A 21,200-nucleotide genomic window follows, 5' to 3' on the forward strand; every position below is an offset into this window, starting at 1 on the left:
CCATGAGCACGGCGGGACGGCGGACTCACGGGGCGACCTGGGCGGACATCGCAGATCGGCCCGAGGAGGATCGGCTCGAGATTGTCGGCGGCGAGGTCGTGCAGAAGGCGGCTCCGACTTGGGAGCACGGCGACGCACAGACGACCGTTATCGAGATCTTCAAAGGCCCGTATCAGCGAGGGCGTGGCGGTCCCGGCGGATGGTGGATCGGAGCCGAGATCGACATCGAGCTCGAGACCCAGGAAATGTACCGTCCCGACCTCGCCGGCTGGCGCAAAGACCGTGTTCCGAAGATGCCCCCCGGAAGACCCGTGCGCATCCGTCCCGATTGGGTCGCGGAGGTGCTCTCCAAGTCGAACGCGCACCGAGACCTTCACGAAAAGCTATTCGGGTACCACCGCGCCGGCGTGTCGCACTACTGGATCATCGATATCGAGCATCAAGTGCTGATGGTTCACCGATGGGGGCACGAAGGCTACTTCGTTGCGCTCACCGCCGGGCGTGGCCAGAAAGTGCGCGCTGAGCCCTTCGACGAAGTGGAGCTCGAGGTCGCTCTCCTTTTCAACAGCTCGGACTAGCCGCTACCGCGCATTCGGCGGCGGATGCGTGCGCACGTGGCGGACGTCTTCGCCGCGCACCATGAAGATGACCTCTTCGGCGATGTTCGTCGCGTGGTCGGCGACCCGCTCGAGGTACTTGGCCACCTTGATGACGCGGATGGCCGCGGGGATCTCGGCGGGGTTGGTGGCCATGAACTCCATCATCGAGCCCAGGATGCCGCCGTAAAGGTTGTCCACCGTGTCGTCGCGTTCGAGCACCTGGGCGGCGCGGGTGGCCTCGCCCTCGACGAAGGCATCGAGCGCGTCGCGGAGCATTTGCTGCGCTTGATCGGCCATCTCTTTCAGGGCGACGCGCACTTGATCCTTCGCCACGCCGTGCCCTTCTTTCGCGCGCTCGGCGATGTTCACCGCTTCGTCGCCCACCCGCTCCAAGTCGGTGACCAGCTTGAGGGCCGTCGCCAGGAAGCGCAGGTCGTAGGCGACGGGCTGGCGCAGCGCGAGCACGCGCAGAACCAACGCGTCGATCTCCATCTCGTCGCGGTCGATGTGGCGGTCGATTTCCTCGACCTCCGCGGCGAGCTTCATCGAGTTTTCCCAGAAGGCCTCCAGCGCCAGGCGCAAACTACGCTCGCACCGCGCGCCCATGGCGAGCGTATGCGCCCGAAGCTCCCGGAGCTCGGCCTCGAAATCGCGGCTGGTGTGTGAGCTGTGCATCTTCAGAGGGGGTACGGAAGGTACACTCATTTTCTTCCACCAAAATGGGCCAGACGCGAGGCCAGAAAGTTCGTAGCGCCAATCAGAACGATGAGCACGGCCGCGGTGCCGGCGCTCACATCGGCCCGGTCGGGGCTGAGACCCGCGGAATTCACGTACCAGAGGTGCACCGCGAGCGTTTCACCGCCGCGCATCGGGTTGAGCGAATACGCGTCGGCCCGTGAAATGGTGGTTCCCGCCGTCATGACCAGCGGGGCACTTTCCGCGAACACGCGGCCGATGGACAGCACGAGCGCACTGAGAATGCCCGGCCACGCATAGGGAATGGTGACACGCAGCGTCGTCTGAACGCGCGTCGCCCCCAGGGCTAGGCTGGCATCTTCCAGTTCTCCCGGAACGGAGCGGATGCTCTCTTCGGCGACGCCCACGACCAGCGGCAGATTGAGCAGCGCCAGGACGAACGCGCCCGCGAGCAGCGAATAGCCGGCGCGCATCTCCACCACGAACACGAGAAATCCAAAGAGGCCGTAGACGATGCTCGGAAGCGACGCGAGCGTATCGAGCGCCATCCGCACCACCGCCACGAACTTCCCGCCGCCGGCGAAACGCGCCAGATACACGGCCGCGCCGATGCCGACGGGAAGCGTGATCGCCGTGCTGAGAACCGCCGCGTACAGCGTGTTGAAGATCTCCGGCCCGACGCCACCGCCCGCCGTGGTGTCGCTCGGCAGCGCGATGAGGAACCGTGGCAGGTGATCGCGGAAGAGCGCCGCACAGGCGACGGCCACCACCACGACGCCGATGCGCAGTTTGCTTCGATGCGCCGCGAGCGCCGTGGCAAAAAGACGCCGCGCCAGCGCCGTGATGCCCCAAGCGAGGCTCCCGAAGATCGAGGCCGCCATGACGAAGCGCACCACGTCCTCGCCCTGCACGTCGAGGAGCGGGGAGGGGAATACCGTGAAGCTCGTGACCTTGTGCCCGCCGCGGAAGACGAGCACCACGAGGCCCAAAATGTAGAGGCCTGCCAGGCCGAGCGCGCCCGTGGCCAGGCCGCGCTCGAGCACCGTTTCGACGAGGCGATGCCGCCTGCGCGTTCGCTGAAGCTCCGCCAGGGTGCTCATGCCTTGGACCCCCAGCGCCCGACGACGCGCGAAATCAGCACCACACCTGCGGACAGCACCAAGAGCACCAGCGACATCGAAAAGAGAACGTTGCTCGCCGTCGTGTTGGGCGTCGCATTCTGCATATCCATGACGATTTGCGTCGAGATGGTCGTGGTCGGCGAGAACAGATTCGCCGGCACGCGTCGCGCGCCGCCGATGACCATCTGCACGGCCATGGTTTCACCCGCGGCGCGCGCGAAGCCGAAAAACACGGCGGTGAAGAGGCTGCGCCCGGCCCCGGGAAGGCAAATGCGAAACGCCGTCTGCCAGGACGAGGCGCCGAGCGCCGCACTGGCTTCGCGCAAGGTTCCCGGCACGCGCGAAAGCGCATCCAGCGAGAGCAAAAAGACCGTGGGCGCGATCATGATGCCAAGGAGCACCGCGCTGGAGGCGAGGCCCTCGCCGCTGACCTGCACGTCTTCACCGTGCAGGGCGTGCGCGACCCATTCCGCCTGGGGCACCAAGTGCACCAGCGCGAGCCAGCCGTACACGACGCTGGGAACGGCCGCCGCGACCTCCATGGTGCGGCGGTAGATCGAGCGCGCGCCCTTCGGGGTGAGCTCGGAGACCCACACGGCCGCGAGCAACGCGGGAATAGCCCCCACCAGCGCCGCACCGAGCGCGCTGATGGCGGTGCCGAAGATCAGCGGGTAGCCGCCGAAGACGTTGGCCTCGGGCTTCCAGATTTCCCCGCTGAGAAGCGCACCGAGGCCGACGTCGCGGATACCGCGAACGCCAGCCCGGGCAATGAACATGATGACGGCGGCCGTCGCCACCACCACGAAGAGGCCGCACGCTGCGATGAAGCCGCGAATGGCAATTTCACCCCACCGAGGGCGCGCGGACGCGCGCAACCGCTCGGCGGGCACGAATGGCGGAATTTCGGCAGCGAGTGCGGTCTTGGATGCCACGCTTCAATCCTTTTCGCGCGAGACCTTCATTTGCGTGATGGCGATGAAGCCCTTCACGTTGGGGAGCACGTTGTCTTGGAAAGCGGGCGAGAGAATGTAATCGAGGAAGGCCTTGGTCGAGCCGGCAGCCTCACCCTTGGTGTACATGTGCTCGTACGACCAGATCGGGTAGGCGCCGCTGGTGATGTTCGCCGCGTTGGGCTCCACCACGCCGCCGTCGCCCTTGAGGGAGAACGTCTTCAGCTCGTCGTCCTTGAAGGACAGCGCCAGATAGCTGATGGCGCCCTTGGTTTGCTTGAGTTTCGCGACCAGCGCGCCGGAGTTGTCTTCCGTCTGCGACTCGACGAACTTGTCGCCACCGAGCACGATGTTGCCGAACACGGTGCGCGTACCGGAGCCGGCGGCGCGGTTGATGACCACGATGGGCTGCGACTCACCGCCCACTTCTTTCCAGTTCTTCACCGCACCGGAGAAGATTTTCGCCAGGTCTTGCACGCTGAGCGAGGCAATCTTTTCCGAGTAGGGGCCTTTGTTGGCCATGGCGGCGAATCCAACGGTGGCGACCTTGTGATCGACCAGGCCGGATTTCAAATCATCGGGCGCGAAGATATCGCTGTTGCCGATATGAACGGCGCCGGAGGCGACGTCGGCCAAGCCCTTTTTCGAGCCGCCCGCGGACACTTCCACGCTGGCGCCCTTGTTCTCGGTCTCGTACTTCTCCTTGGCGGCATTGACCAGCGGCTGCAATGCGCTGGACCCGCTCGCGCGTACGGTCCCTTCCTTCTTGTCGGCGACGGCCGCGCTGTTGGTCGACGTGGATGCGTCGGCGGTAGCGGCAGGGGCGGGCGGTTGCGATTTGTCGCACGCGCCAAGCAGTGCACAAGCAAGCGGCAAGGTACCAAGGACGCCCGTGCGGAGCGCCGTCACGATGGAATTCATCAGCCAAATCTCCCTGTAATGTAATCCTCGGTCTCGCGATGCCGCGGCCGAGTGAAGATGGTGGAGGTGTCGCCCACTTCGACGAGTCGCCCCATGTAAAAGAAGCCGGTCTTCTGCGACACGCGCGCGGCTTGTTGCATGTTGTGCGTGACGATGACGATGGTCACGCTATGTCGTAGGTCGGAGACGAGGTCCTCGACCTTGGCCGTTGCAATCGGATCGAGCGCGCTGCACGGCTCGTCCATCAAGAGCACCTCGGGCTCCACGGCCAGCGCGCGCGCAATACAGAGTCGCTGCTGTTGGCCGCCGGAGAGTCCCATCCCGGAATCGCTGAGACGATCTTTCACCTCGTCCCAAAGCGCCGCCCGGCGCAGGGCGCGCTCGACGCTCTCGGCCAGGACACGGGCGTTTTGCTGCCCCGCAATGCGTAGCCCGTAGGCAACGTTCTCGAAGATGGACTTGGGGAATGGCGTGGAACGCTGAAAAACCATTCCGACGCGACGCCGGACAAGCACCGGGTCGACGTCGGCGGCGTAGATGGGCTCGCCGTCCAATTCGACGGTGCCTTCCACTCGGATGCCTTCGACCGTGTCGTTCATCCGATTGAGGGAACGCAAAAAGGTGCTCTTTCCGCACCCGCTCGGTCCAATCAATGCGAGCGATTCATGCTCGTGCACGTCGATCGTCACGCCAGCGATGGCCTTTTTCGATCCATAGTGGACGGAGAGGTCGGTCGCGCGCATCTTCACGGATGCATTCGCAGGCTCCGTCTTGGCCTGGGCTAAAGCGATCATGTGTGACGCACACTTTGGGAAGCACGGGAGGGGACCGGGTGAACATCGTGTGACGATCGTGTGACGTGGCGCACCCTCTCCCACGCTTGACCTCGGTCACTTTGGGCGTAAAACTCCTGGTGAAAATGGAAGAGCGCGTTGACGTCCACTTCGACTATCGCGTCTGCTTCACGGAACGTGTCTTCACGAGCGACAATCCGCTCCTACGTTCCATGCTTTGCGAAGTCCCCGGCGAGTCGGACGCGGCCATTCGCCGCCGTCGCGCCTGGGCGGTCGTCGATCGCGGTGTGATGGAGGCGTGGCCCGACCTCCCCCACGCGATGGAGACGTACTTCGTGGCCCATGGCGATCGATTGGAACTGATTGCTCCGCCCATGGTCGTGCCCGGTGGTGAGGCGGCCAAGAACGACGAGACCACGTTCCGCGCCATTTTGCGCCAGATTCACGAGTTGCGCATCGATCGGCATTCGTACGTGCTGGCCATTGGCGGCGGCGCCGTGCTCGACGTGGTGGGGTATGCGGCCGCCGTGGCCCATCGCGGTGTGCGCCTGATTCGTTTTCCCACGACGGTGCTCGGGCAGGCCGATTCCGGCGTAGGCGTGAAAAATGGAATCAATGCCTTTGGGAAAAAGAACTTCCTCGGCACCTTTGCCCCGCCGCATGGTGTCCTCTGCGATGTGGAGTTCCTGACAACGTTGTCGCCACGCGATCGCGTGGCCGGCATGGCCGAAGCGGTCAAGGTCGCCCTGGTGCGCGATACCGCATTTTTCAGCTGGATGCGTGAGCACGGTGCCGCGCTGGGCGCGGGGGACTCGGCGGCGCTGGTGGAGCTCGTGCGGCGAAGTGCGGAATTGCATTTGCGCCATATCGCAACATCGGGGGACCCTTTCGAGAAAGGAAGCGCGCGCCCCCTGGACTTTGGCCATTGGGCCGCGCACAAATTGGAATCTCTAACGGGGTATCGCCTTCGCCACGGGGAAGCCGTGGCCATCGGCATGGCGCTCGATACTTTGTATTCGGTGCACGTGGGCCTCGCGCCCCCGGGCCTTGCCGAAACCGTGTTGGCACTGCTCGAGCAATTGGGCTTTTCCCTTTGGGACGAAGCCCTATCCATGGTCGGGCCCGACGGCCGGCTGCGCGTGTTCGAGGGCCTCGCCGAGTTTCGCGAGCACCTCGGCGGAGATCTTTGCGTGACCTTGCTACGCGGCCCGGGCGACGGGGTGGAGGTGCACGAAATTTCCGAGGAGGGCATGCTCGCCTCGCTCGATCGCCTGCGAACCCGGGCACGCCGATGAAGCTGCCCATTACGGGGGAGCCGCACCTCACCTACTGCACGAACATCCATGCCGGCGAAACATGGGGCGAGATCCGCCGCAACGTCGTCGAACATGTTCTGGCGGTGAAGGCGCGCGTAGCGCGGGAGGGGGCCTTTGGGGTGGGCTTGCGCCTTTCGGGGCAGGCTGCCGAGGAGCTCGCGCTCCGGCCCGACGAGGTCATCGCCTTTCGCGACTGGCTGCGCGCACACGACGCGTACGTCTTTACGATCAACGGCTTTCCCTACGGGCCATTCCACGGCACGCGCGTCAAAGAAGCGGTGTACCTGCCGGATTGGTTCGACGAGGAACGGGTTCGTTACACCGAGCGGCTCGGGGAGATCCTCGCGGCACTCCTTCCGGAGGGCGTCACCGGCAGTGTGAGCACGGTGCCGGGCGCCTTTCGGCCGCGCGTGCCCTCGTCGGCCGATGCCGCGCAGATGGCGAACAATATGCTGCGCGTGGCGGCGTCGTTCCACGCGCTGCACGCGTCGACGGGCAAAATGGTGCGCCTGGCCGCAGAGCCGGAGCCTTTTTGCCATTTCGAAACGACGGACGAGACGATTCGGTATTTCCAGGAGCACGTCCTCTCGCGCGATGCGCTCGCGCGGTTCGGGACGATGACGCGGCTGGGGCCCTCCGAGGCGGAGGCGGCCGTGCGCCAGCATGTCGGCGTCTGTTTCGATGCGTGCCACATGGCCGTGGAGTTCGAAGACCCACGCGTGGGGCCCCAGCAATTCGCCGACGCGGGAATTGGCATCTACAAAGTCCAATTGAGCGCCGGATTGGACGTGCAGCTTTCCGGTGAGGCGGACCCGGCGAAGCTGGCGCTCGCGCGATTCGTCGATGATACGTATTTGCACCAAGTCGTCGAGCGCGGTGAAACCGGGTTGATTCGCTATTTGGACCTGCCCGAGGCGCTCGAGGCCAAGGTGCCCGGGGCGCGCCATTTGCGCGTGCACTTTCATGTTCCCATTTTCCGCGAGGCGCTCGGCCCATTTCGCAACACCCAAGCGTACCTGCGCGAGCTGCTTTTGCTCCAGCGCGAGCAGCCCGTGAGCGCGCACCTCGAGGTGGAGACGTACACCTGGGACGTGCTCCCGCCCGAATACCGAAACGAGCACGTCGACGAGGCCGTTGCACGTGAGTTGCTTTGGGTGCTGGGCGTGCTGGACGTGCGCCGGTGAGCTGGCGGATTTACCTGCGTCTCGGGCGGGTGTCGAACCTGCCCACGGTTTGGAGCAACACCTTGGCCGGTGTGGCCCTGGCGCAGGCCGCGGAAGCGGAGTGGCCGTCCGCCAGCGTGGTGGTGCTCATGGTCGCGTTTTCGCTTCTGTACATCGGCGGCATGTTTCTCAACGACGCCTTCGACCGTCACATCGACGCGCGCGAGCGCGCCGATCGGCCCATCCCCTCGGGCCAAATCGGGGCGCGCGAGGTGTTCACCATCGGGTTCGGTTTGCTTGGTGCAGGCGTGCTCGCCGTGGCGGTGCATGCGTTCGCGGCGGGTGCGGGGCTGCTCCCCGTCGTGTCGGCGGCGGCCCTGGCGGGGGTCATCGTTCTCTACGATGCATGGCACAAAGGAAATCCCATTGGCCCAATCCTCATGGGGGTGTGCCGCGTTCTCGTGTACGTGACCGCCGCGCTGTCGGTGACCTTGCGCCGCGAGACCCCGGTGCTCGGGGGGGCGGCGCTCCTCTTGTCCTATTTGATCGGGCTCACGTATTTGGCCAAGCACGAGGGCGCGTACCTCGCGGGCAAAATGCCCCGGTTCACGTTGCGCCGGTTTTGGCCGCTGGCGTTGCTCTTCATTCCCTTCTTCGCGCTCTTGCCCCGTTCCTTTGGCAGTGCACCGGCGTTGCTTCTCGACGCCGCGTTCCTGGCGTGGATCGTCTTTACCTTGGTGGACCTACGTCGCGGTGCTCCAGGTGCCATTCCGCGCACGGTGGTTCGGCTCATCGCAGGCATTTCGCTTCTCGATGCCGTTCTCGTGGGGCCGTCGTTCGCGGCCGCGCTTGCCGTGGGGGCTTTCGCGCTCACCCTGTGGCTTCAGCGCTTCGTGAGTGGAACGTAGCGCGTGGCCGCGAAGCACATCTCCGCCCGGCCTTGGTCGTCCGGGCGGCAGCACACGCCCGGTTCGGACCAGTGAAACCACATCGACGGGCAGTCGGTCGCGCAAATCGACGAGGGGAATCCGTCCTGCGCGGAAGGCGGAGTTTTTTCACTGTCGCAGAAGCCCTTGCGGGTGGCCGGCTCTCCGTTGCTGCCCGGCACGTACGCCCAGCATCCGAACCCCGCGCACCAGGGGTCCGGGCTCGTTCCCGGTGAGCACTTCGGTGGCCCCTCGCACGCGTCAGCGCCGACGATGGCATTGGTGTTTTTTGGGCCGGTGGCGGTGCTGCAATCGGACGGATTGTCGAGCGAGCAGCAGACCTTCTCGTTGGGGTAGGTCGACCAGCCGGCCGCGCAAGGATGAAACGGCGTGCCGACGTAGCGCATGCACGCGGGGGCGTTTTGCCCATTGTCGCCCGTGCAGCAGATGGTCGCATGCTCGTAGCCACCGGGGCAGGGCGAGGCGCTCACGGAGACCGTGCTCGGATCCACGGGAACCGGTCCGGTGTCGTTTCCGATGGAGACAGTGGGATCGCTGCATCCGAGCAAGGCGAAGGTGAGCGCCATGCATCTCATAAATTGCCGCCCCTCTCGGGGGTGTGGGGCGGCGGAGCCCCCCACGTACCTGAAGACGCGGGGCACGAGGTGCGAACGCGCTCGGCGAGTGGCGAACGCGGATGTTGCTCGAGAAACTGCGCACCCTCGCGTGCAGCCTCGGCCGCGCGCCCGCTCGTGCACAAAGCGAACACGCGCACCGCTGCGCGCTCCTCCGCGACCGCGCTCTTCGGGAAGCGGCGGCCGTGCTCCTGCACCAAGAGCAGGGCGAACGATCCATCGCCCCGCGCCAAGGCTTCGTGCGCGCGGGCCAAGAGATCCACCTCGTCGATCATGGCCAACGGATCCGCGCGCTCCGTCGGAGCCGCCACCACCGGCTCGATGTCGGGTGCCATGGGCGCCGCGGATGCGGCGGGCGCCGCGCGCTTTCGCGTCATCACGACGGAAGAAGAGGGGGCCGGCGGCACGGGCGCAGCTTCCGCGCGCACGTCTGGCACCGCGGGCTCGTCTGGCACCGCGGGGAACTCGGGCACCTCGGCCGGCCTGTTCACCGGTTTCGCGACGGCCGCGGCCGCGGCCGCGGGATGCGATGGCGGCGCCGAGGCCACGGCGCATGCTTTCGGTTCCGGCCTGGAAGCGGCCCAGTGCGTGGCGCCCGCCCCCACCGTACCCACGATGGCGATGGACACGACGGTCTTCGTCAACAACCCGCCCGTGCCGGCGGTCAGCGTTTTGGACGTGGCCGACGCGGCGCCCGCCACGCAGGTGCCGAGGGCAATTTTGCGCGCCACCCGCGCACGAACCCGTGCGCGATCGTTGTCCGTGGGCTCGTGGCCACGGGCGGCGCGCTCGAGCAGTGCGCGCGCCTTCGGCGTCAGATTGCTCACGTGCGCCTCCGCTCGCTGCGCGGACTCGGGGCCTCACCTTGCTCGAAGCGTTCGAGCGCAGCCTCGAAGGCGCGCCGCGCGGCCCGAATGCGCGATGCGACGGTGTTCGGATTGACGTCGATCGCATCGCTGATTTCGGCGATGGTCATCTCCTCGAGCTCCGACAAGACGAACGCTTCGCGTTTGTCGTCGTCGAGTTCGTCGAGCAATCGATCGAGCACGCGCATCGCCTGCGACTGTTCGGCCGAGGCATCGGGAGGGATCGACTTTGGATCGTGAAAGACATCGAGATCGGTCGCCTCCTTTGCTCCTGCGTGCGACGGTTTTCTCCGCTCCGTGCGCCGGTGTTGGGAGACGATGCGCCGCACGATGCCAAACAGCCACGTCTTGATCGAACCTTTGTGCTGATAGTCGCCCAGCCGGCGATGGACGACGAGAAAGATCTCCTGCACCACGTCATCCATCGACGAAGGGCTCACGCCCAGCCGCCGTGCGCTCCGCCACACGAATGCGAAGTACTCCGAATAGACGCCGTCGAAATGGATCGCCGCCTGCGGTTCCCGACGTTCTGGCGGGAACGATGGGTCATCCACCAAATGCGGCGCGGTGACACTGAGCGGCATACGATGCTGTGTTCCTTCGACTGAGTGGCCAGCCTTTTCGGCTTTTGTGATGGCGGAGGTCAAAATCGCACTTCCATGCCGAAGGCCATGCGCCCGCCGAGGGCGGAAGGGCGGTGCACGAAGCCGGCGTTGTCGAGCACGAAGCGCGGGCGGACGAAGGCCACCGAGAGGCCCGTGTCGAGGCGCAGTGCGATGTGGGGGGTGAGGCGATACGCGAAGAGGCCGCCCACGACGCTGGCTGCCCAAAAGGCCGTACCCGATCCCGGCGTGGCCACCCCGAAGCCGTCGCCGCCCATGGCCCCGGCTTCGAACCCGACGCAGGGGCTGCTTTCGAACGGCGAATGGACGTTGACGGCGTAACATCCGCGGAGCGCGCCCGTGGCCAGGTGGAAGCTGCCGCCGCCCCCGCCCATCGCATGCGTCGTTGAATCGGGATAGTCCACGCCGGAAGCCTCGATGCGCGCGCGTCCCGGCGTCCAGGCGACGAAGATCCCGATGCCCGCGGCGGCGGTCGGCAGTGCGCCGAGGTCGCCGAGGCCAGAGACGCCCGCCGCCAACGCCGTCGTATCGTCTTTTTTTGGCGCCGTTGCTTGCGGCCGGGGTGCGCGGTCCGACGCGGCAACGGAGGGAGGCGATGGCGCGGGTGTCACTTCGACCGCGGAGGTTTCCATCACCGTGGCCGGCGCTTCACGCCCAGGCATGACAGGCGTGTCCGACGATGGGGCCGCGCCCGTGGGCGTGCGCGTCGCCGCCACCTGCGTGGGATCGATGATCAGCGCCAAGATGAGCGCGGTCGCATCGGCGGCCGCGCGGCACGACGCCGCCGAAAGCGTCCGCTCCCCGCGCGTGCCCCTTCGCTCCGTGACGAGATCGACGTGCCACGCACCATCGGTCGCGCGCTCGATGCGCACCCGCGCGCGAACGCGTTTTTCAGGGGCGACGGGCTGACCCCCGAGAAGTCGATTCACCTCCACCTCGACGGCGGCACCATCTCCACACTCGGCGAGGGGCGCGTTCCACTCGAGCGAAACGGTGTTCTGCGCGTAGGTCGACCGGCCGCTCAGCACCACGAAGGCGGCGAGCGAGAGTGGGATCGTCCTTTCAAGGAAGCAGTGCCGCATCGCAAGTAGGAGTTAGCACGAGCACGTTTCATTCCGACATTGGAGGACCATTCCGACGTTGCGCGACTCGAAGCCCCGCACGATTCCTGCTTACTCGCGACGTAGAACGGTATCGCGATTCATCGCGGAGCCAATTTCGCTAGAGAACGTCACGATCCCTGGATCCATTGAACCAAAATTTCGATGGACGCACGATCCAGGTACGGTGCCCTCGGTTGGCGTTAACGTCCTAAATGGCGTGGGCCCACGCTTCTGCTCGGCTTGGTGCGGATTCTGCTGATTGCGCCAGCGAATAAGCATCTTCCACCTACACGAGTCGAGCACCGAGGTCCGCGGAGGCCGGAGGCCGACGTGAACCTGAGAAGGGACCCACATTCCATGAGGAAGATCTGGACATGCGTCGTTGCGACATTGCTCGCTTTCCCGCTGGCTGCGGGGTGTGCATCGTCGCGCGATGAGAACGACCCCGCGGCAAACGGGGAAGAAGAGATGGGCGAGGCCGACGCCGTGGCAACGGGGGAGAGTGCGCTGGCGACGTGTTACTGTGCATCACCCTATACGTGCAAACACTCGAGTTCCCCTTCGTACATGTATTCGAAGGCGTATGCGGCCATCAAGCGGGCCGGCGTGACCGATTCGCAGCTCATTCAAACGTTCGGCGATGCCGAGGCCTCGGTGGGCACGCATTGCCCGGAGCCGGGAACCGGCTATTCGGCGGCCACCGACGTGACGTCGACATCCGCGCCATGCACGCGCGTGCACAAGCTCCGCATGGAGGGCTTCGCTGCATGGTCGCGCGTTCCGCCCGCGTTCGGGGCGCATATCCACGCGGTGTATGCGGGGACTCCGGTGTTGAAGCAATCGCTGAAGAACCAACTCAATTCGTTTTATCAAAAGCGAAATGGTCTCGCGAACAACGCAATTGACAACATTTGCCCCATTAGCAATGCCGAAATCAACGCCGTGAAGGCCGTGCAGAACGGCGGGGGAGGGGGCTCGACGAGCTGCGTCTCCGGCGGGCGGTACTGCGGCGGCGACAAAGTCACGGGCGATTCGAACAAGCTGTATCGGTGCAATGCGGACGGCAAATCGGCCACCCTCATTCGAACCTGCTCGCACGGCTGCAGCGTGAACTCCGGGACCGACGACAGCTGCCGCTGCGTCGCCGGCAGCGCCTACTGCGGCGGCGACGTGATCGACGGCGACGCCAACACACTGTACCGCTGCGGCTCCGACGGCGTATCGACCACGGTCATCAAGCAATGCGCCAACGGCTGCCAGTGGAACACCGGCAACGACGACGCCTGCAAGTGACCAGTTAAGCCCGCGATACCCTAGGAGAGAGAATTCACAGGAAGACGGGAAGGCGGGAAGGACTGACGGCATGACCCGTCGCGGAACGCTGGTTTTGGGTTTTCAGTTGGCCCAGTGAGGTCACTGAAACAAAAAAACTTCCCGTCTTCCCGTCTTCCTGTGAATTTCTCCTAGAGTACCCGTATGCGCCTTTGGTCTTTCGTGTTGCTCCTTGGGGTCGCGGGGTGCGCTTCGGCGCCGGTTCCTGCTACCTCTTCGGCCATGTCGTCATCTGCGTCTTCTGCACGCCATATCAATCCGCCCGAGCTCGTTACGCCGCCCGGTTACAGCCATGTGGTGGAGGTGGGGCCTGGCCGAACGATTTACACTTCCGGCCAGATTTCCATCGATGCCAAGGGCAATGTCGTCGGTGTCGGGGACATGCGTGCGCAGGTGGAGCAGGTTTTCACCAACGTCCGCGCGGCGTTGGCCGCGGCCGGCACCGACTTTGGGCACGTCATCAAGTTGACCATCTTCATGACCGACGTGCGGCCGGAGACCCTCACCGTGTTTCGCGAGGTGCGCGACCGCTACATCGACGTGGGGCGTGCGCCGGCCAGCAGCCTGGTCCAGGTCTTCCGGCTCGTTCGGCCCGAGTTGCTCGTCGAGATGGAAGCCATCGCCTACGTGCCGTGACGATCAAGAAAAGATGTGACGCAGCACCAGGTCTTTGACCGAGGCTGCTTGCACCGGGCCTTCGGGAACCAGCGAAGGCTCGGTCGAGAGGAATACCGGGGCGCGGTCTTGTGTGGTGATGCGGCCGTGGGAGCCTTTGACCAAGCTGGCGTCCAGGGGAATGACGTCCATCAGCATGCGGAAGCCGAGCGCCTTCTGCGCGATACGCCGCCCCACACGCAGCATGGGAAGCCGCAGCGCGGGATCGACGAACAATTCGGCCGGATCGTATCCCGGTTTGCGATGGATATCGACGGTGCGCGCGAAATCGGGTGCCCGCCCATCGTCGAGCCAATAGTAATAGGTAAACCAGGTATCTTGCTTCGATAAGGCAATCAACTCGCCCGAGCGCGGGTGGTCGAGGCCGGCGGCGCGCTTCTCTTCCTCGCCCAGGACCTGGTCGATGCCCTCGACGCCCTCCAGCAGGCGCTTCACCTCGGCGATGCGCTCCTGGCGGCGCACGTAGACGTGGGCCACTTGATGATCGGACACCGCGAACGCTTCGGAACCGCCCGCGTCGAGCTTCTCCAGCCCGAGCTCCTCGCGCACCCGCAGAAGCCCGGCGCTCCGCAGCACGCGGTTGATGTGCACCGGCCCCCTTACCTTGGTGATGGCATATTCGGAAAGTACGATGACCCGCGCATCGTGCCGCCGGAAGTGCTCCACCAGTTCCCCTACGACGCCGTCGATCTCGCGCAACGCGTTGGCCATGAGCGGATTGTCCGGCCCCAGCCGCTGAAGATCGTAGTCCAGATGCGGCAGGTACACGAGGGTTAGCGTCGGCTTCTTCGTGTCGAAAACGTGTTTTGCACAATCGGCAATCCACTGACTCGAGACGATGCCCGCTTTGGGGCCCCAAAAGTTGAAAAGGGGAAAATTTCCCAGGCGTGCGTTCAGCTCCTCGCGAAGTTCGGCGGGCTCGGTGTAGATGTCTGGAATCTTGCGGCCATCGGCCGGATAGAGCGGCCGCGGGGTGACCGCAAAATCCGCGGAGCTGTACATGTTGTACCACCAGAACAGCTTGGCGCAGGAAAACGCGGCGTCCCGCTTTTTGGCGGCGTCCCAGATCTTTTCACCGCCCACCAGATGATTCGATTGGCGCCAGAACCACACTTCGGCCAAATCGCGAAAGTACCATCCGTTGCCTACGCAACCATGCTCGCGTGGCGAAAGCCCCGTGGTGAACGTCGATTGCACGGAGCAGGTGACCGCCGGCAGCACGGTCTCGAGCGAACGAACGCCGACGTCGCGCGCGAGCCGCGCCAGGTTCGGCGTGGCCTCGCCGATGAGATCGCGCGCGAGGCCGACCACGTCCAACACGACGGTTCGGCGCATGCTCATGCCCGCCGCGGCGTCTGCCCGCGAAGCACCGAGTTACCCTCCCAGAGCTTCGATTGATCGACGAGAGGGTGCTCGCCCAGATCTTCCTTGGCGATGCGCCCCGTCTGCCCGAAGAAGGCAATGGGGTTCGCCCAAACGATGCGCGCGATGGCCTCTTCCGCGATGCCCACGCTGCGCATGTGCGCCGCCGTCTTGGGCACCTTCAGCGGGTCGCTCATGCCCCAATCGGCCGCGCTGTTGATCAGGATACGCTCGGCGCCATATTTCTGGACGAGCGCCGCCATGCGCACTTCGTCCATTTTCGTATTGGGATAAATGGAATGCCCTGCCCAACATCCCGTATCCAGCACCAGGGGGAGCGTCTCCTCGGTGTTGTGATCGATGAGCACGAGCTCCTCTGGAAAACGTTGCTCGCGCACCAGGGCCAAGCTCCGCTCCGTGCCGCGCTTCTTGTCGCGGTGCGGGGTGTGAATGAGCACGGGGAGGTCGAAGCGTTTGGCCAGCTCCAGGTGCTGCGCGAAGTATTTCTCCTCGGCCGGCGTCTGATCGTCGAATCCAATTTCGCCGATCGCGACCACGCCGTCCTTTTCCAGATACTTCGGCAAAAGGGCCATGACGTCGTCGGCCACGCGAGGATTGTTGGCCTCCTTGGGATTCAACGCCAAGGTGCAATAGTGCACGATGCCGAATTGGCTGGCGCGGAAACGCTCCCAGCCGATCAGCGCGGTGAAATAGTCTTCGAAGGTGCCCACGTGGTTGCGCGGCTGCCCGAGCCAAAACGCCGGCTCGATGATGGCACGGATGCCCGCTGCGGCCATGGACTCGTAGTCGTCGGTCGTCCGCGACGTCATGTGGATGTGTGGATCGAAGAACGTCACTGGTTCACCTCGCGGCCTAGGTTGAGCAAGTACTCCAAATCGTCCGGAACGGCGCGCCCTGCGGCCCGCCGCTCCGACGCGAAGTCATTGGCCATTCGAACGAGCTCGCTCGAAGTGCGCTCCGTCAATCCAACGATGCGCGGCACGGTCGCGCCGGTGAAGAGGGCTTTGATGACCATCTGGCAATAGTTCGCCTCGGGGAAATGCCGCGCGGGGAAGGGATTGTCGCAGCAGATCGCCTGAAAGATCGTATCCACGCTGGAGCGACAGGCCTCGACGGCCAGGGGCACGAAGAGCTCGCCGTCTGGCAAAAAAGGGAGCGCGCGCAACACCGCGGTGCGTTCGCGATTGTCGCCCTGCGCGTAGCACGTCTCCACGAGCTCGCGGAAGTCGTTCGTTTCGACGACACGCGCGGCGCGTGTGAGGGCGACGACCCGCCCCAACTCGTCGATGCCCCAGGCCTCGAGCGACCAGGGAATGCCGTTTGCGCGTAGCACGGCACGCTCGTTTTCCTCGAGTGCGAGCGGTTTTTTGCCGAGTTTGCGCGAAAGTGACGAATAGTCCGCGAGAAAGCGATCTCGGCTGGACCACTCGGGGGGCTTCTCCGCGCCTCTTTTTTGAAGTAGCGCCTCGAGTCGAAAGGCCATCTCGCTCATTAGGTTGCAGCAGAGTATACGGTATTCATCATGGGGCATCCTGCCAAACGACCGCGCATCGTAAACGGTTCGAGCAACTGGAAGAGCCACGCCTCGCGCGCCCGTCTCCTCGCCTTGTATGCGGAGGTCGATGCGTTGCTCGCTGCGTACACGTGCGATGCGAGCACGGAGTGTTGCCGCTTTGGCATCACCGGCCGTGAGCCGTACCCCACGGCGGTCGAGCGTGCGGAAATCGACCACGCAGTGGCCGCCCTCGGCGGCGAACGCGCGCTGGTGCGCCGCCTTCCCGTGTTTCCCGCCTCCGAGCGAGCCTGCCCGCTTCTTTCCGACGCGGGGCGATGCCGCATCTATGCCTCGAGGCCCTTCGGCTGCCGCACCTTCTTTTGCGATCGCGTCATCGGCCCGGGCAAGCTCCCGCGCCAGGAGATCCAGCGCATCGCGCGGGATGTCGCCACTTTGTCGGCATCCACGTTTCCCTCCGATCCACACCCGCGTCCTCTCACGAATACATTGGGGAAGAATTGATGCGTCGTCTCGTCCTTCTAGGCTCACTCCTATCGTTTCTTGCCTGCGGCGGTTCTGGCGCCTCCTCGGATGGGGCTCCGCCGAAAGCGCCGCCTGCGCCCGTGTCCGCGGCGTCCGCCATGTCGAGCGCGCCCTCCGTTTCGGGCTACTCCATCGATCTCGAGGCGATGGATCGATCCGTCAAACCGGGCGTGGACTTCTTTCTCCACGCGAACGGCAGTTGGTATGCGAAGGCGCAGATCCCTCCGGATCGCAACTCGGCGGGCGTCTCCATCCGGCTCACGGAAGAAATCGAGAAGCGGTCGCGCGGTCTTTTGGAGGAAGCCTCGCGTCCGGGGGCCGCACCCGGATCGGCGGTGCAGAAGATTGGCGACTATTACGCCAGCTACCTCGACGAGGCCGCGATCGAGAAGCAGGGGGTCACCCCGCTCGCGCCCGTGTTCGACCGCATCGCGAAGATTCGTGACGCGCGCAGCTTGGCGACGTACCTCGGCGCCTCGTTGCGTGCGGACGTGGATCCGTTGAATGCGACCGACTTTCACACCGACCAGGTCCTCGGCCTTTTCGTGGAGCAGGATCTGAACGATCCTTCGCATTATGCGCCGTATTTGCTCCAGGGTGGCCTGGGCATGCCCGATCGCAGCTATTACCTGGACGATGCGCCGCGCATGCAGGCTTTGCGTGCGGCATACCTGCGCCACGTGACCGCGAACTTCCGTCTTGCCGGAATCGCCAATCCGGAGGCGAAGGCGAAGAACGTATTTGCGCTGGAAAAGAAAATCGCAGAATCGCAGGCAAGCCGTGCAGATTCGGCGGACGTCGGCAAATCGAACAATCCATGGCCGCGTGCCGAATTCGACAAGCGCGCACCTGGAATGGATTGGACCACATTCCTCTCGGCGGCCGGTCTCGATCGCCAGCCCTCGTTCATCGTTTGGCATCCGAGCGCGCTCACCGGCCTCGCGGCGTTGGTGAAGTCGCAATCGCTCGAGACGTGGAAGCAGTACCTCACGGCGCGGGCCATCGACCATGCGGCCATGTACCTTCCGAAGGCGTTCGTCGATGAAAGCTTCGCCTTTTACGCGAAGGAGCTGCGCGGCACCGAGTCGCCGCCCCCGCGATGGCGGAGGGCGGCGCACGCGACCGACGAGGCACTCGGTGAGGCGGTGGGCAAGGTCTACGTCGAAAAGTACTTTCCGCCGGAGACGAAGCGCATGGTCGAAACCCTGGTGCACAACCTGGTCGAGGCTTTCGGTCGTCGCATCGATGCGTTGACCTGGATGTCTCCCGAGACCAAGCGCAAGGCCAAGGAGAAGCTCGCGACCTTGAAGGTGGGCGTGGGGTATCCGGACAAGTGGCGCGATTATTCCGGTTTGTCGGTGGTGCGCGGCGACGTGCTCGGCAATTTCGACCGCGCACTGCTTTTCGAATACCGACGCAATGTGCAAAAACTGGGTCGTCCCATTGACCGGGACGAGTGGGCCATGCTTCCGCACGTGGTCAATGCGGTGAATCTGCCGGTGCGCAATGCTTTGAACTTCCCCGCGGCGACCTTGGTGCCACCGTTCTTCGATCCCAACGCGACGGCGGCGGCCAATTACGGCAGCATCGGCATGACCATCGGGCACGAAATCAGTCATTCCTTCGACGATCAAGGCGCCCAGTTCGACGCGCGCGGCCGATTCGTCGATTGGTGGACACACGACGATCTGTCCCACTTTCAAGCGTCGGGCGCGGCCCTCGCCACGCAGTTCAGCGCGTACAAGCCATTTCCGGACAAAGCCATCGATGGCAAATTGACCTTGAGCGAAAACATCGCCGATTTGGCCGGACTCGCCGTGGCCTACGATGCGTGGCGCACGTCGTTGAAAGGTGAACCTGCGCCTGTCCAGGACGGGCTGACCGGTGATCAACAGTTCTTCATTTCGTATGCGCAGGGTTGGCAAAGCAAAGATCGCGATGAAATCCTACGTATTGCCCTAACGACCGATGGGCACGCACCGGATCGCTACCGCGTATTTACCGTGCGAAACATCGATGCTTGGTATTCCGCCTTCGAGATTGCTCCGACGGATGCGCTCTTCCTCGCGCCCAATGCTCGTGTGCGCGTGTGGTAGCTTCTGCGGTATTTTGCGCTACTTGATTATCGAATAAAGCCGTTTGTTACGGTGAGCTTTTCGAGGCGTGCTAAAGAATGAATCGAAGCCAGTGCAATCGTTTGCGCTGGCCTCGATTTGTACGAGACGAAGCACGCAACGGAGCAATGCCATGGTGCCCTTCGCCCGAGATCTTCGCTCGGTTTTCAACCGTTGGAAGTATCCGTTCATCCTTTTGGCCACGCTGTTTCTGGTGGCTATCGGGTACTTCTTCGATGGTCGTCACGTCAGCAGTGGAGCCATGGCTCTCGCCGCGCTCGAAGCTGCAGAAGACGTGCAAGGCATGGATGTCACGAGTTCGTGCGATCCGGCAACACACCGGTGCAACGGGCCAGGCAACTGCTTCGTCGCGGGCACGCCCGTGGCAACGCCTTCCGGCGATCGTTCCATCGAGAGCCTCGAAGCGGGCGATGTCGTTCTCGCGCGCAACGAGGCGGATGACACGGTCTCACCGCGCCGCATCGTTCGCACGTTCACGCGGGGCGCACCGTCGTTGGTCGATGTGCGCATCGTCACGGCGGACGGGGCGGCGGAAACGATTCGCTCGACGCCCGAGCATCCGTATTACACGCGCGATCGCGGTTGGGTGCCGGCGGGAGATCTGTTTGCGAGCGAAGCGCTGCTCGATCGCCAAGGGCACGAGCTGCAGGTTGCGAGCGTCGTCCCCATTGCGCAGTCGGCGATGGTCTACAACCTCGAGGTCGAGACCGACCACACCTACTTCGTGGGCCGCACCGGCGTGTGGGTCCACAACCAGTGCCCCGTCGACCCGGGTGATTTTTCACCTGGCGGCGGACTGCCCGGGGGCAAAGGCGGTAAGGGGGGCAAAGGCGGTAAGGGTGGCAAGGGCGGTAAGGGGGGCAAAGACGGCAAAGGCGGCAAGGATAGTGGCCCGGGCAACAACAACGGGAAAGATGGCAAGGACGGCTCGGGCAACGGGAAAGACGGCAAGGGGGGCAAAGATAGTGGCCCGGGCAACAACAATGGGAAGGGCGGCAAAGGGGGTGACGGTACGAGGTCGCCTCCACCGGACAATACGAAGTCTCCTCCCGGGAACGGAGGCAACACGAAACACCCCTCGGGAGCCGTCTTGGGACCCGACGGAAAAGTGGTGGACGCGACGAACATCCCGCTCGCGAGCCCAAAGGACAAGACGTACTTTTGGTCGGGGTTCACCGACGGCGTCGGCGGTGAGGACGTCGCCAAGAAATATGCCCAACAGAACGGGGGGAACACGTTGGAGTCGACCCTCGAGGGGAAGGGCCTCTACAAAAAGCCCGTCGACAGTCCAGACAACAAGATGCCGGCATGGGGGTCGCCCGGCTCGGTAAAAGTTTGGACGGATGTGTCGCAGAACTTTGCTGCGGGGGCGTCCGGGAAGGTCTACGTCGTGCTCGGGGAAAACCGCCGGAAGGGCAACATTTGGGACACCGAAGAGCTCGGGAAGCTGCAGAAGAACCCCAAGGTGACGGAAATCATCGCCATCAATCCCAAGACGGGTAAAGAGACTCCCTACTGGAAGCCAGGGGATCCCCCCGGCATTCCGCCGGGATTCGAGAGCAAAACACCCTGAAAGCGAAGCTATGACCACCGTTCGAATCGCCGGCATGTCCCGGGGCCAAATCCTCGTCCGAGTGGGGAATCGCAGTTTGACGATTCCCGGCGAAGGGCACTTGGACGTGCCGGGATCACCGGGATGGCTCATTCAAGCCTCGGCCATCGGCGGATGGGATCCGCCCCACGAAAACGATCCGCTCGACGTCGCCGAAAAGAAGAAGATCCTCGCCGCAGTTCTCCGCGAACTCGACGCGCAGGGCACGCACTACACGGTCGAAGGCGAGGTGCGCTGAGAGAATGAAGAGGAAACCGCCAGGACGCCAGGGTCGCCAGTGAAGCCGAGGGAAACGGCAATAAACCAAATGTG

The 21,200-nt window shown here is 64.4% G+C and carries 22 protein-coding genes; 10 read left to right on the plus strand and 12 right to left on the minus strand.

Annotation, left to right across the window (positions count from 1 at the left end; translation table 11 throughout):
- Positions 1 to 2: 2 nt before the first annotated feature.
- Positions 3 to 578: a Uma2 family endonuclease gene (locus LVJ94_52760; GenBank protein WXB05556.1), complete on the plus strand. Its 576-nt coding sequence runs from the start codon at positions 3 to 5 to the stop codon at positions 576 to 578.
- A 3-nt stretch (positions 579 to 581) separates the two neighbouring features.
- On the opposite strand, the gene phoU is transcribed toward LVJ94_52760, so the two are convergent.
- Genes phoU through pstB form a run of 5 tightly spaced genes read right to left on the minus strand, consistent with a single transcriptional unit; the run spans position 582 to position 5,030 of the window.
- Positions 582 to 1,274: a phosphate signaling complex protein PhoU gene (gene phoU, locus LVJ94_52765; GenBank protein WXB05557.1), complete on the minus strand. Its 693-nt coding sequence runs from the start codon at positions 1,272 to 1,274 to the stop codon at positions 582 to 584.
- A gap of 26 nt (positions 1,275 to 1,300) precedes the next feature.
- Positions 1,301 to 2,395, minus strand: coding sequence for a phosphate ABC transporter permease PstA (gene pstA / locus LVJ94_52770; GenBank protein WXB05558.1), 1,095 nt, complete (start codon positions 2,393 to 2,395; stop codon positions 1,301 to 1,303).
- The gene (gene pstC / locus LVJ94_52775; protein ID WXB05559.1) at positions 2,392 to 3,348 is read right to left on the minus strand and encodes a phosphate ABC transporter permease subunit PstC; all 957 of its coding nucleotides are present in this window, start codon (positions 3,346 to 3,348) and stop codon (positions 2,392 to 2,394) included. The genes pstA and pstC overlap by 4 nt, the downstream gene beginning before the upstream one ends.
- A 3-nt stretch (positions 3,349 to 3,351) precedes the next feature.
- Complete coding sequence (locus tag LVJ94_52780) at positions 3,352 to 4,287, minus strand: phosphate ABC transporter substrate-binding protein (GenBank protein WXB05560.1); 936 nt, start codon at positions 4,285 to 4,287, stop codon at positions 3,352 to 3,354.
- Positions 4,287 to 5,030, minus strand: coding sequence for a phosphate ABC transporter ATP-binding protein PstB (gene pstB, locus LVJ94_52785; protein WXB10828.1), 744 nt, complete (start codon positions 5,028 to 5,030; stop codon positions 4,287 to 4,289). The genes LVJ94_52780 and pstB overlap by 1 nt, the downstream gene beginning before the upstream one ends.
- A gap of 176 nt (positions 5,031 to 5,206) precedes the next feature.
- On the opposite strand from pstB, the gene LVJ94_52790 reads away from it, so the two are divergent.
- Genes LVJ94_52790 through LVJ94_52800 form a run of 3 tightly spaced genes read left to right on the plus strand, consistent with a single transcriptional unit; the run spans position 5,207 to position 8,468 of the window.
- The gene (locus tag LVJ94_52790; protein ID WXB05561.1) at positions 5,207 to 6,376 is read left to right on the plus strand and encodes a 3-dehydroquinate synthase; all 1,170 of its coding nucleotides are present in this window, start codon (positions 5,207 to 5,209) and stop codon (positions 6,374 to 6,376) included.
- A complete protein-coding gene (gene eboE, locus LVJ94_52795; protein ID WXB05562.1) occupies positions 6,373 to 7,581 on the plus strand; it encodes a metabolite traffic protein EboE in 1,209 nt (402 codons plus the stop codon). The genes LVJ94_52790 and eboE overlap by 4 nt, the downstream gene beginning before the upstream one ends.
- Positions 7,578 to 8,468 (plus strand): UbiA family prenyltransferase, encoded by an 891-nt coding sequence (locus LVJ94_52800; GenBank protein WXB05563.1) that lies wholly within the window; start codon positions 7,578 to 7,580, stop codon positions 8,466 to 8,468. Before eboE ends, LVJ94_52800 begins: the two co-directional genes overlap by 4 nt.
- On the opposite strand, the gene LVJ94_52805 is transcribed toward LVJ94_52800, so the two are convergent.
- The 4 genes from LVJ94_52805 to LVJ94_52820 are packed head-to-tail and all read right to left on the minus strand — an operon-like array spanning position 8,444 to position 11,692.
- Positions 8,444 to 9,073 carry a hypothetical protein gene (locus LVJ94_52805; protein ID WXB05564.1) on the minus strand — a complete coding sequence of 210 codons (630 nt, stop codon included), beginning with the start codon at positions 9,071 to 9,073 and terminating at the stop codon, positions 8,444 to 8,446. The genes LVJ94_52800 and LVJ94_52805 overlap by 25 nt on opposite strands.
- 5 nt (positions 9,074 to 9,078) lie before the next feature.
- Complete coding sequence (locus LVJ94_52810) at positions 9,079 to 9,948, minus strand: hypothetical protein (GenBank protein ID WXB05565.1); 870 nt, start codon at positions 9,946 to 9,948, stop codon at positions 9,079 to 9,081.
- Positions 9,945 to 10,571 (minus strand): sigma-70 family RNA polymerase sigma factor, encoded by a 627-nt coding sequence (locus tag LVJ94_52815; GenBank protein WXB05566.1) that lies wholly within the window; start codon positions 10,569 to 10,571, stop codon positions 9,945 to 9,947. The genes LVJ94_52810 and LVJ94_52815 overlap by 4 nt, the downstream gene beginning before the upstream one ends.
- A 59-nt stretch (positions 10,572 to 10,630) precedes the next feature.
- On the minus strand, positions 10,631 to 11,692 hold the full coding sequence (locus LVJ94_52820; GenBank protein WXB05567.1) for a hypothetical protein: 1,062 nt from the start codon (positions 11,690 to 11,692) through the stop codon (positions 10,631 to 10,633).
- A 378-nt stretch (positions 11,693 to 12,070) separates the two neighbouring features.
- Between LVJ94_52820 and LVJ94_52825 the strand changes: the two genes are divergently transcribed.
- Together LVJ94_52825 and LVJ94_52830 are read left to right on the plus strand one after the other, a co-directional pair.
- Positions 12,071 to 13,006: a hypothetical protein gene (locus tag LVJ94_52825; protein WXB05568.1), complete on the plus strand. Its 936-nt coding sequence runs from the start codon at positions 12,071 to 12,073 to the stop codon at positions 13,004 to 13,006.
- Between the two features lie 261 nt (positions 13,007 to 13,267).
- Positions 13,268 to 13,681: a RidA family protein gene (locus LVJ94_52830; protein ID WXB05569.1), complete on the plus strand. Its 414-nt coding sequence runs from the start codon at positions 13,268 to 13,270 to the stop codon at positions 13,679 to 13,681.
- A 3-nt stretch (positions 13,682 to 13,684) separates the two neighbouring features.
- On the opposite strand, the gene LVJ94_52835 is transcribed toward LVJ94_52830, so the two are convergent.
- Genes LVJ94_52835 through LVJ94_52845 form a run of 3 tightly spaced genes read right to left on the minus strand, consistent with a single transcriptional unit; the run spans position 13,685 to position 16,595 of the window.
- Entirely contained in the window at positions 13,685 to 15,061 is a 1,377-nt protein-coding gene (locus LVJ94_52835) for an alkaline phosphatase family protein (protein WXB05570.1), read from the minus strand.
- Positions 15,058 to 15,939, minus strand: coding sequence for a TatD family hydrolase (locus LVJ94_52840; protein WXB05571.1), 882 nt, complete (start codon positions 15,937 to 15,939; stop codon positions 15,058 to 15,060). Before LVJ94_52840 ends, LVJ94_52835 begins: the two co-directional genes overlap by 4 nt.
- Positions 15,936 to 16,595, minus strand: a complete 660-nt coding sequence (locus tag LVJ94_52845; GenBank protein ID WXB05572.1) for an EboA domain-containing protein — start codon at positions 16,593 to 16,595, stop codon at positions 15,936 to 15,938. Before LVJ94_52845 ends, LVJ94_52840 begins: the two co-directional genes overlap by 4 nt.
- A 30-nt stretch (positions 16,596 to 16,625) precedes the next feature.
- On the opposite strand from LVJ94_52845, the gene LVJ94_52850 reads away from it, so the two are divergent.
- The 4 genes from LVJ94_52850 to LVJ94_52865 all read left to right on the plus strand — a co-directional run bounded on the left by LVJ94_52850 (position 16,626) and on the right by LVJ94_52865 (position 21,126).
- Positions 16,626 to 17,120: a YkgJ family cysteine cluster protein gene (locus tag LVJ94_52850; protein WXB05573.1), complete on the plus strand. Its 495-nt coding sequence runs from the start codon at positions 16,626 to 16,628 to the stop codon at positions 17,118 to 17,120.
- 119 nt (positions 17,121 to 17,239) lie between these two features.
- Positions 17,240 to 19,237: a M13 family metallopeptidase gene (locus LVJ94_52855; GenBank protein WXB05574.1), complete on the plus strand. Its 1,998-nt coding sequence runs from the start codon at positions 17,240 to 17,242 to the stop codon at positions 19,235 to 19,237.
- Positions 19,238 to 19,388: 151 nt separating this feature from the next.
- Positions 19,389 to 20,849, plus strand: a complete 1,461-nt coding sequence (locus tag LVJ94_52860; GenBank protein WXB05575.1) for a Hint domain-containing protein — start codon at positions 19,389 to 19,391, stop codon at positions 20,847 to 20,849.
- 10 nt (positions 20,850 to 20,859) lie between these two features.
- Positions 20,860 to 21,126: an immunity 74 family protein gene (locus LVJ94_52865; GenBank protein ID WXB05576.1), complete on the plus strand. Its 267-nt coding sequence runs from the start codon at positions 20,860 to 20,862 to the stop codon at positions 21,124 to 21,126.
- Positions 21,127 to 21,200: the final 74 nt, after the last annotated feature.

The organism is Sorangiineae bacterium MSr11367, assembly GCA_037157805.1.
Classification (GTDB): domain Bacteria; phylum Myxococcota_A; class Polyangia; order Polyangiales; family Polyangiaceae; genus Pendulispora; species Pendulispora rubella.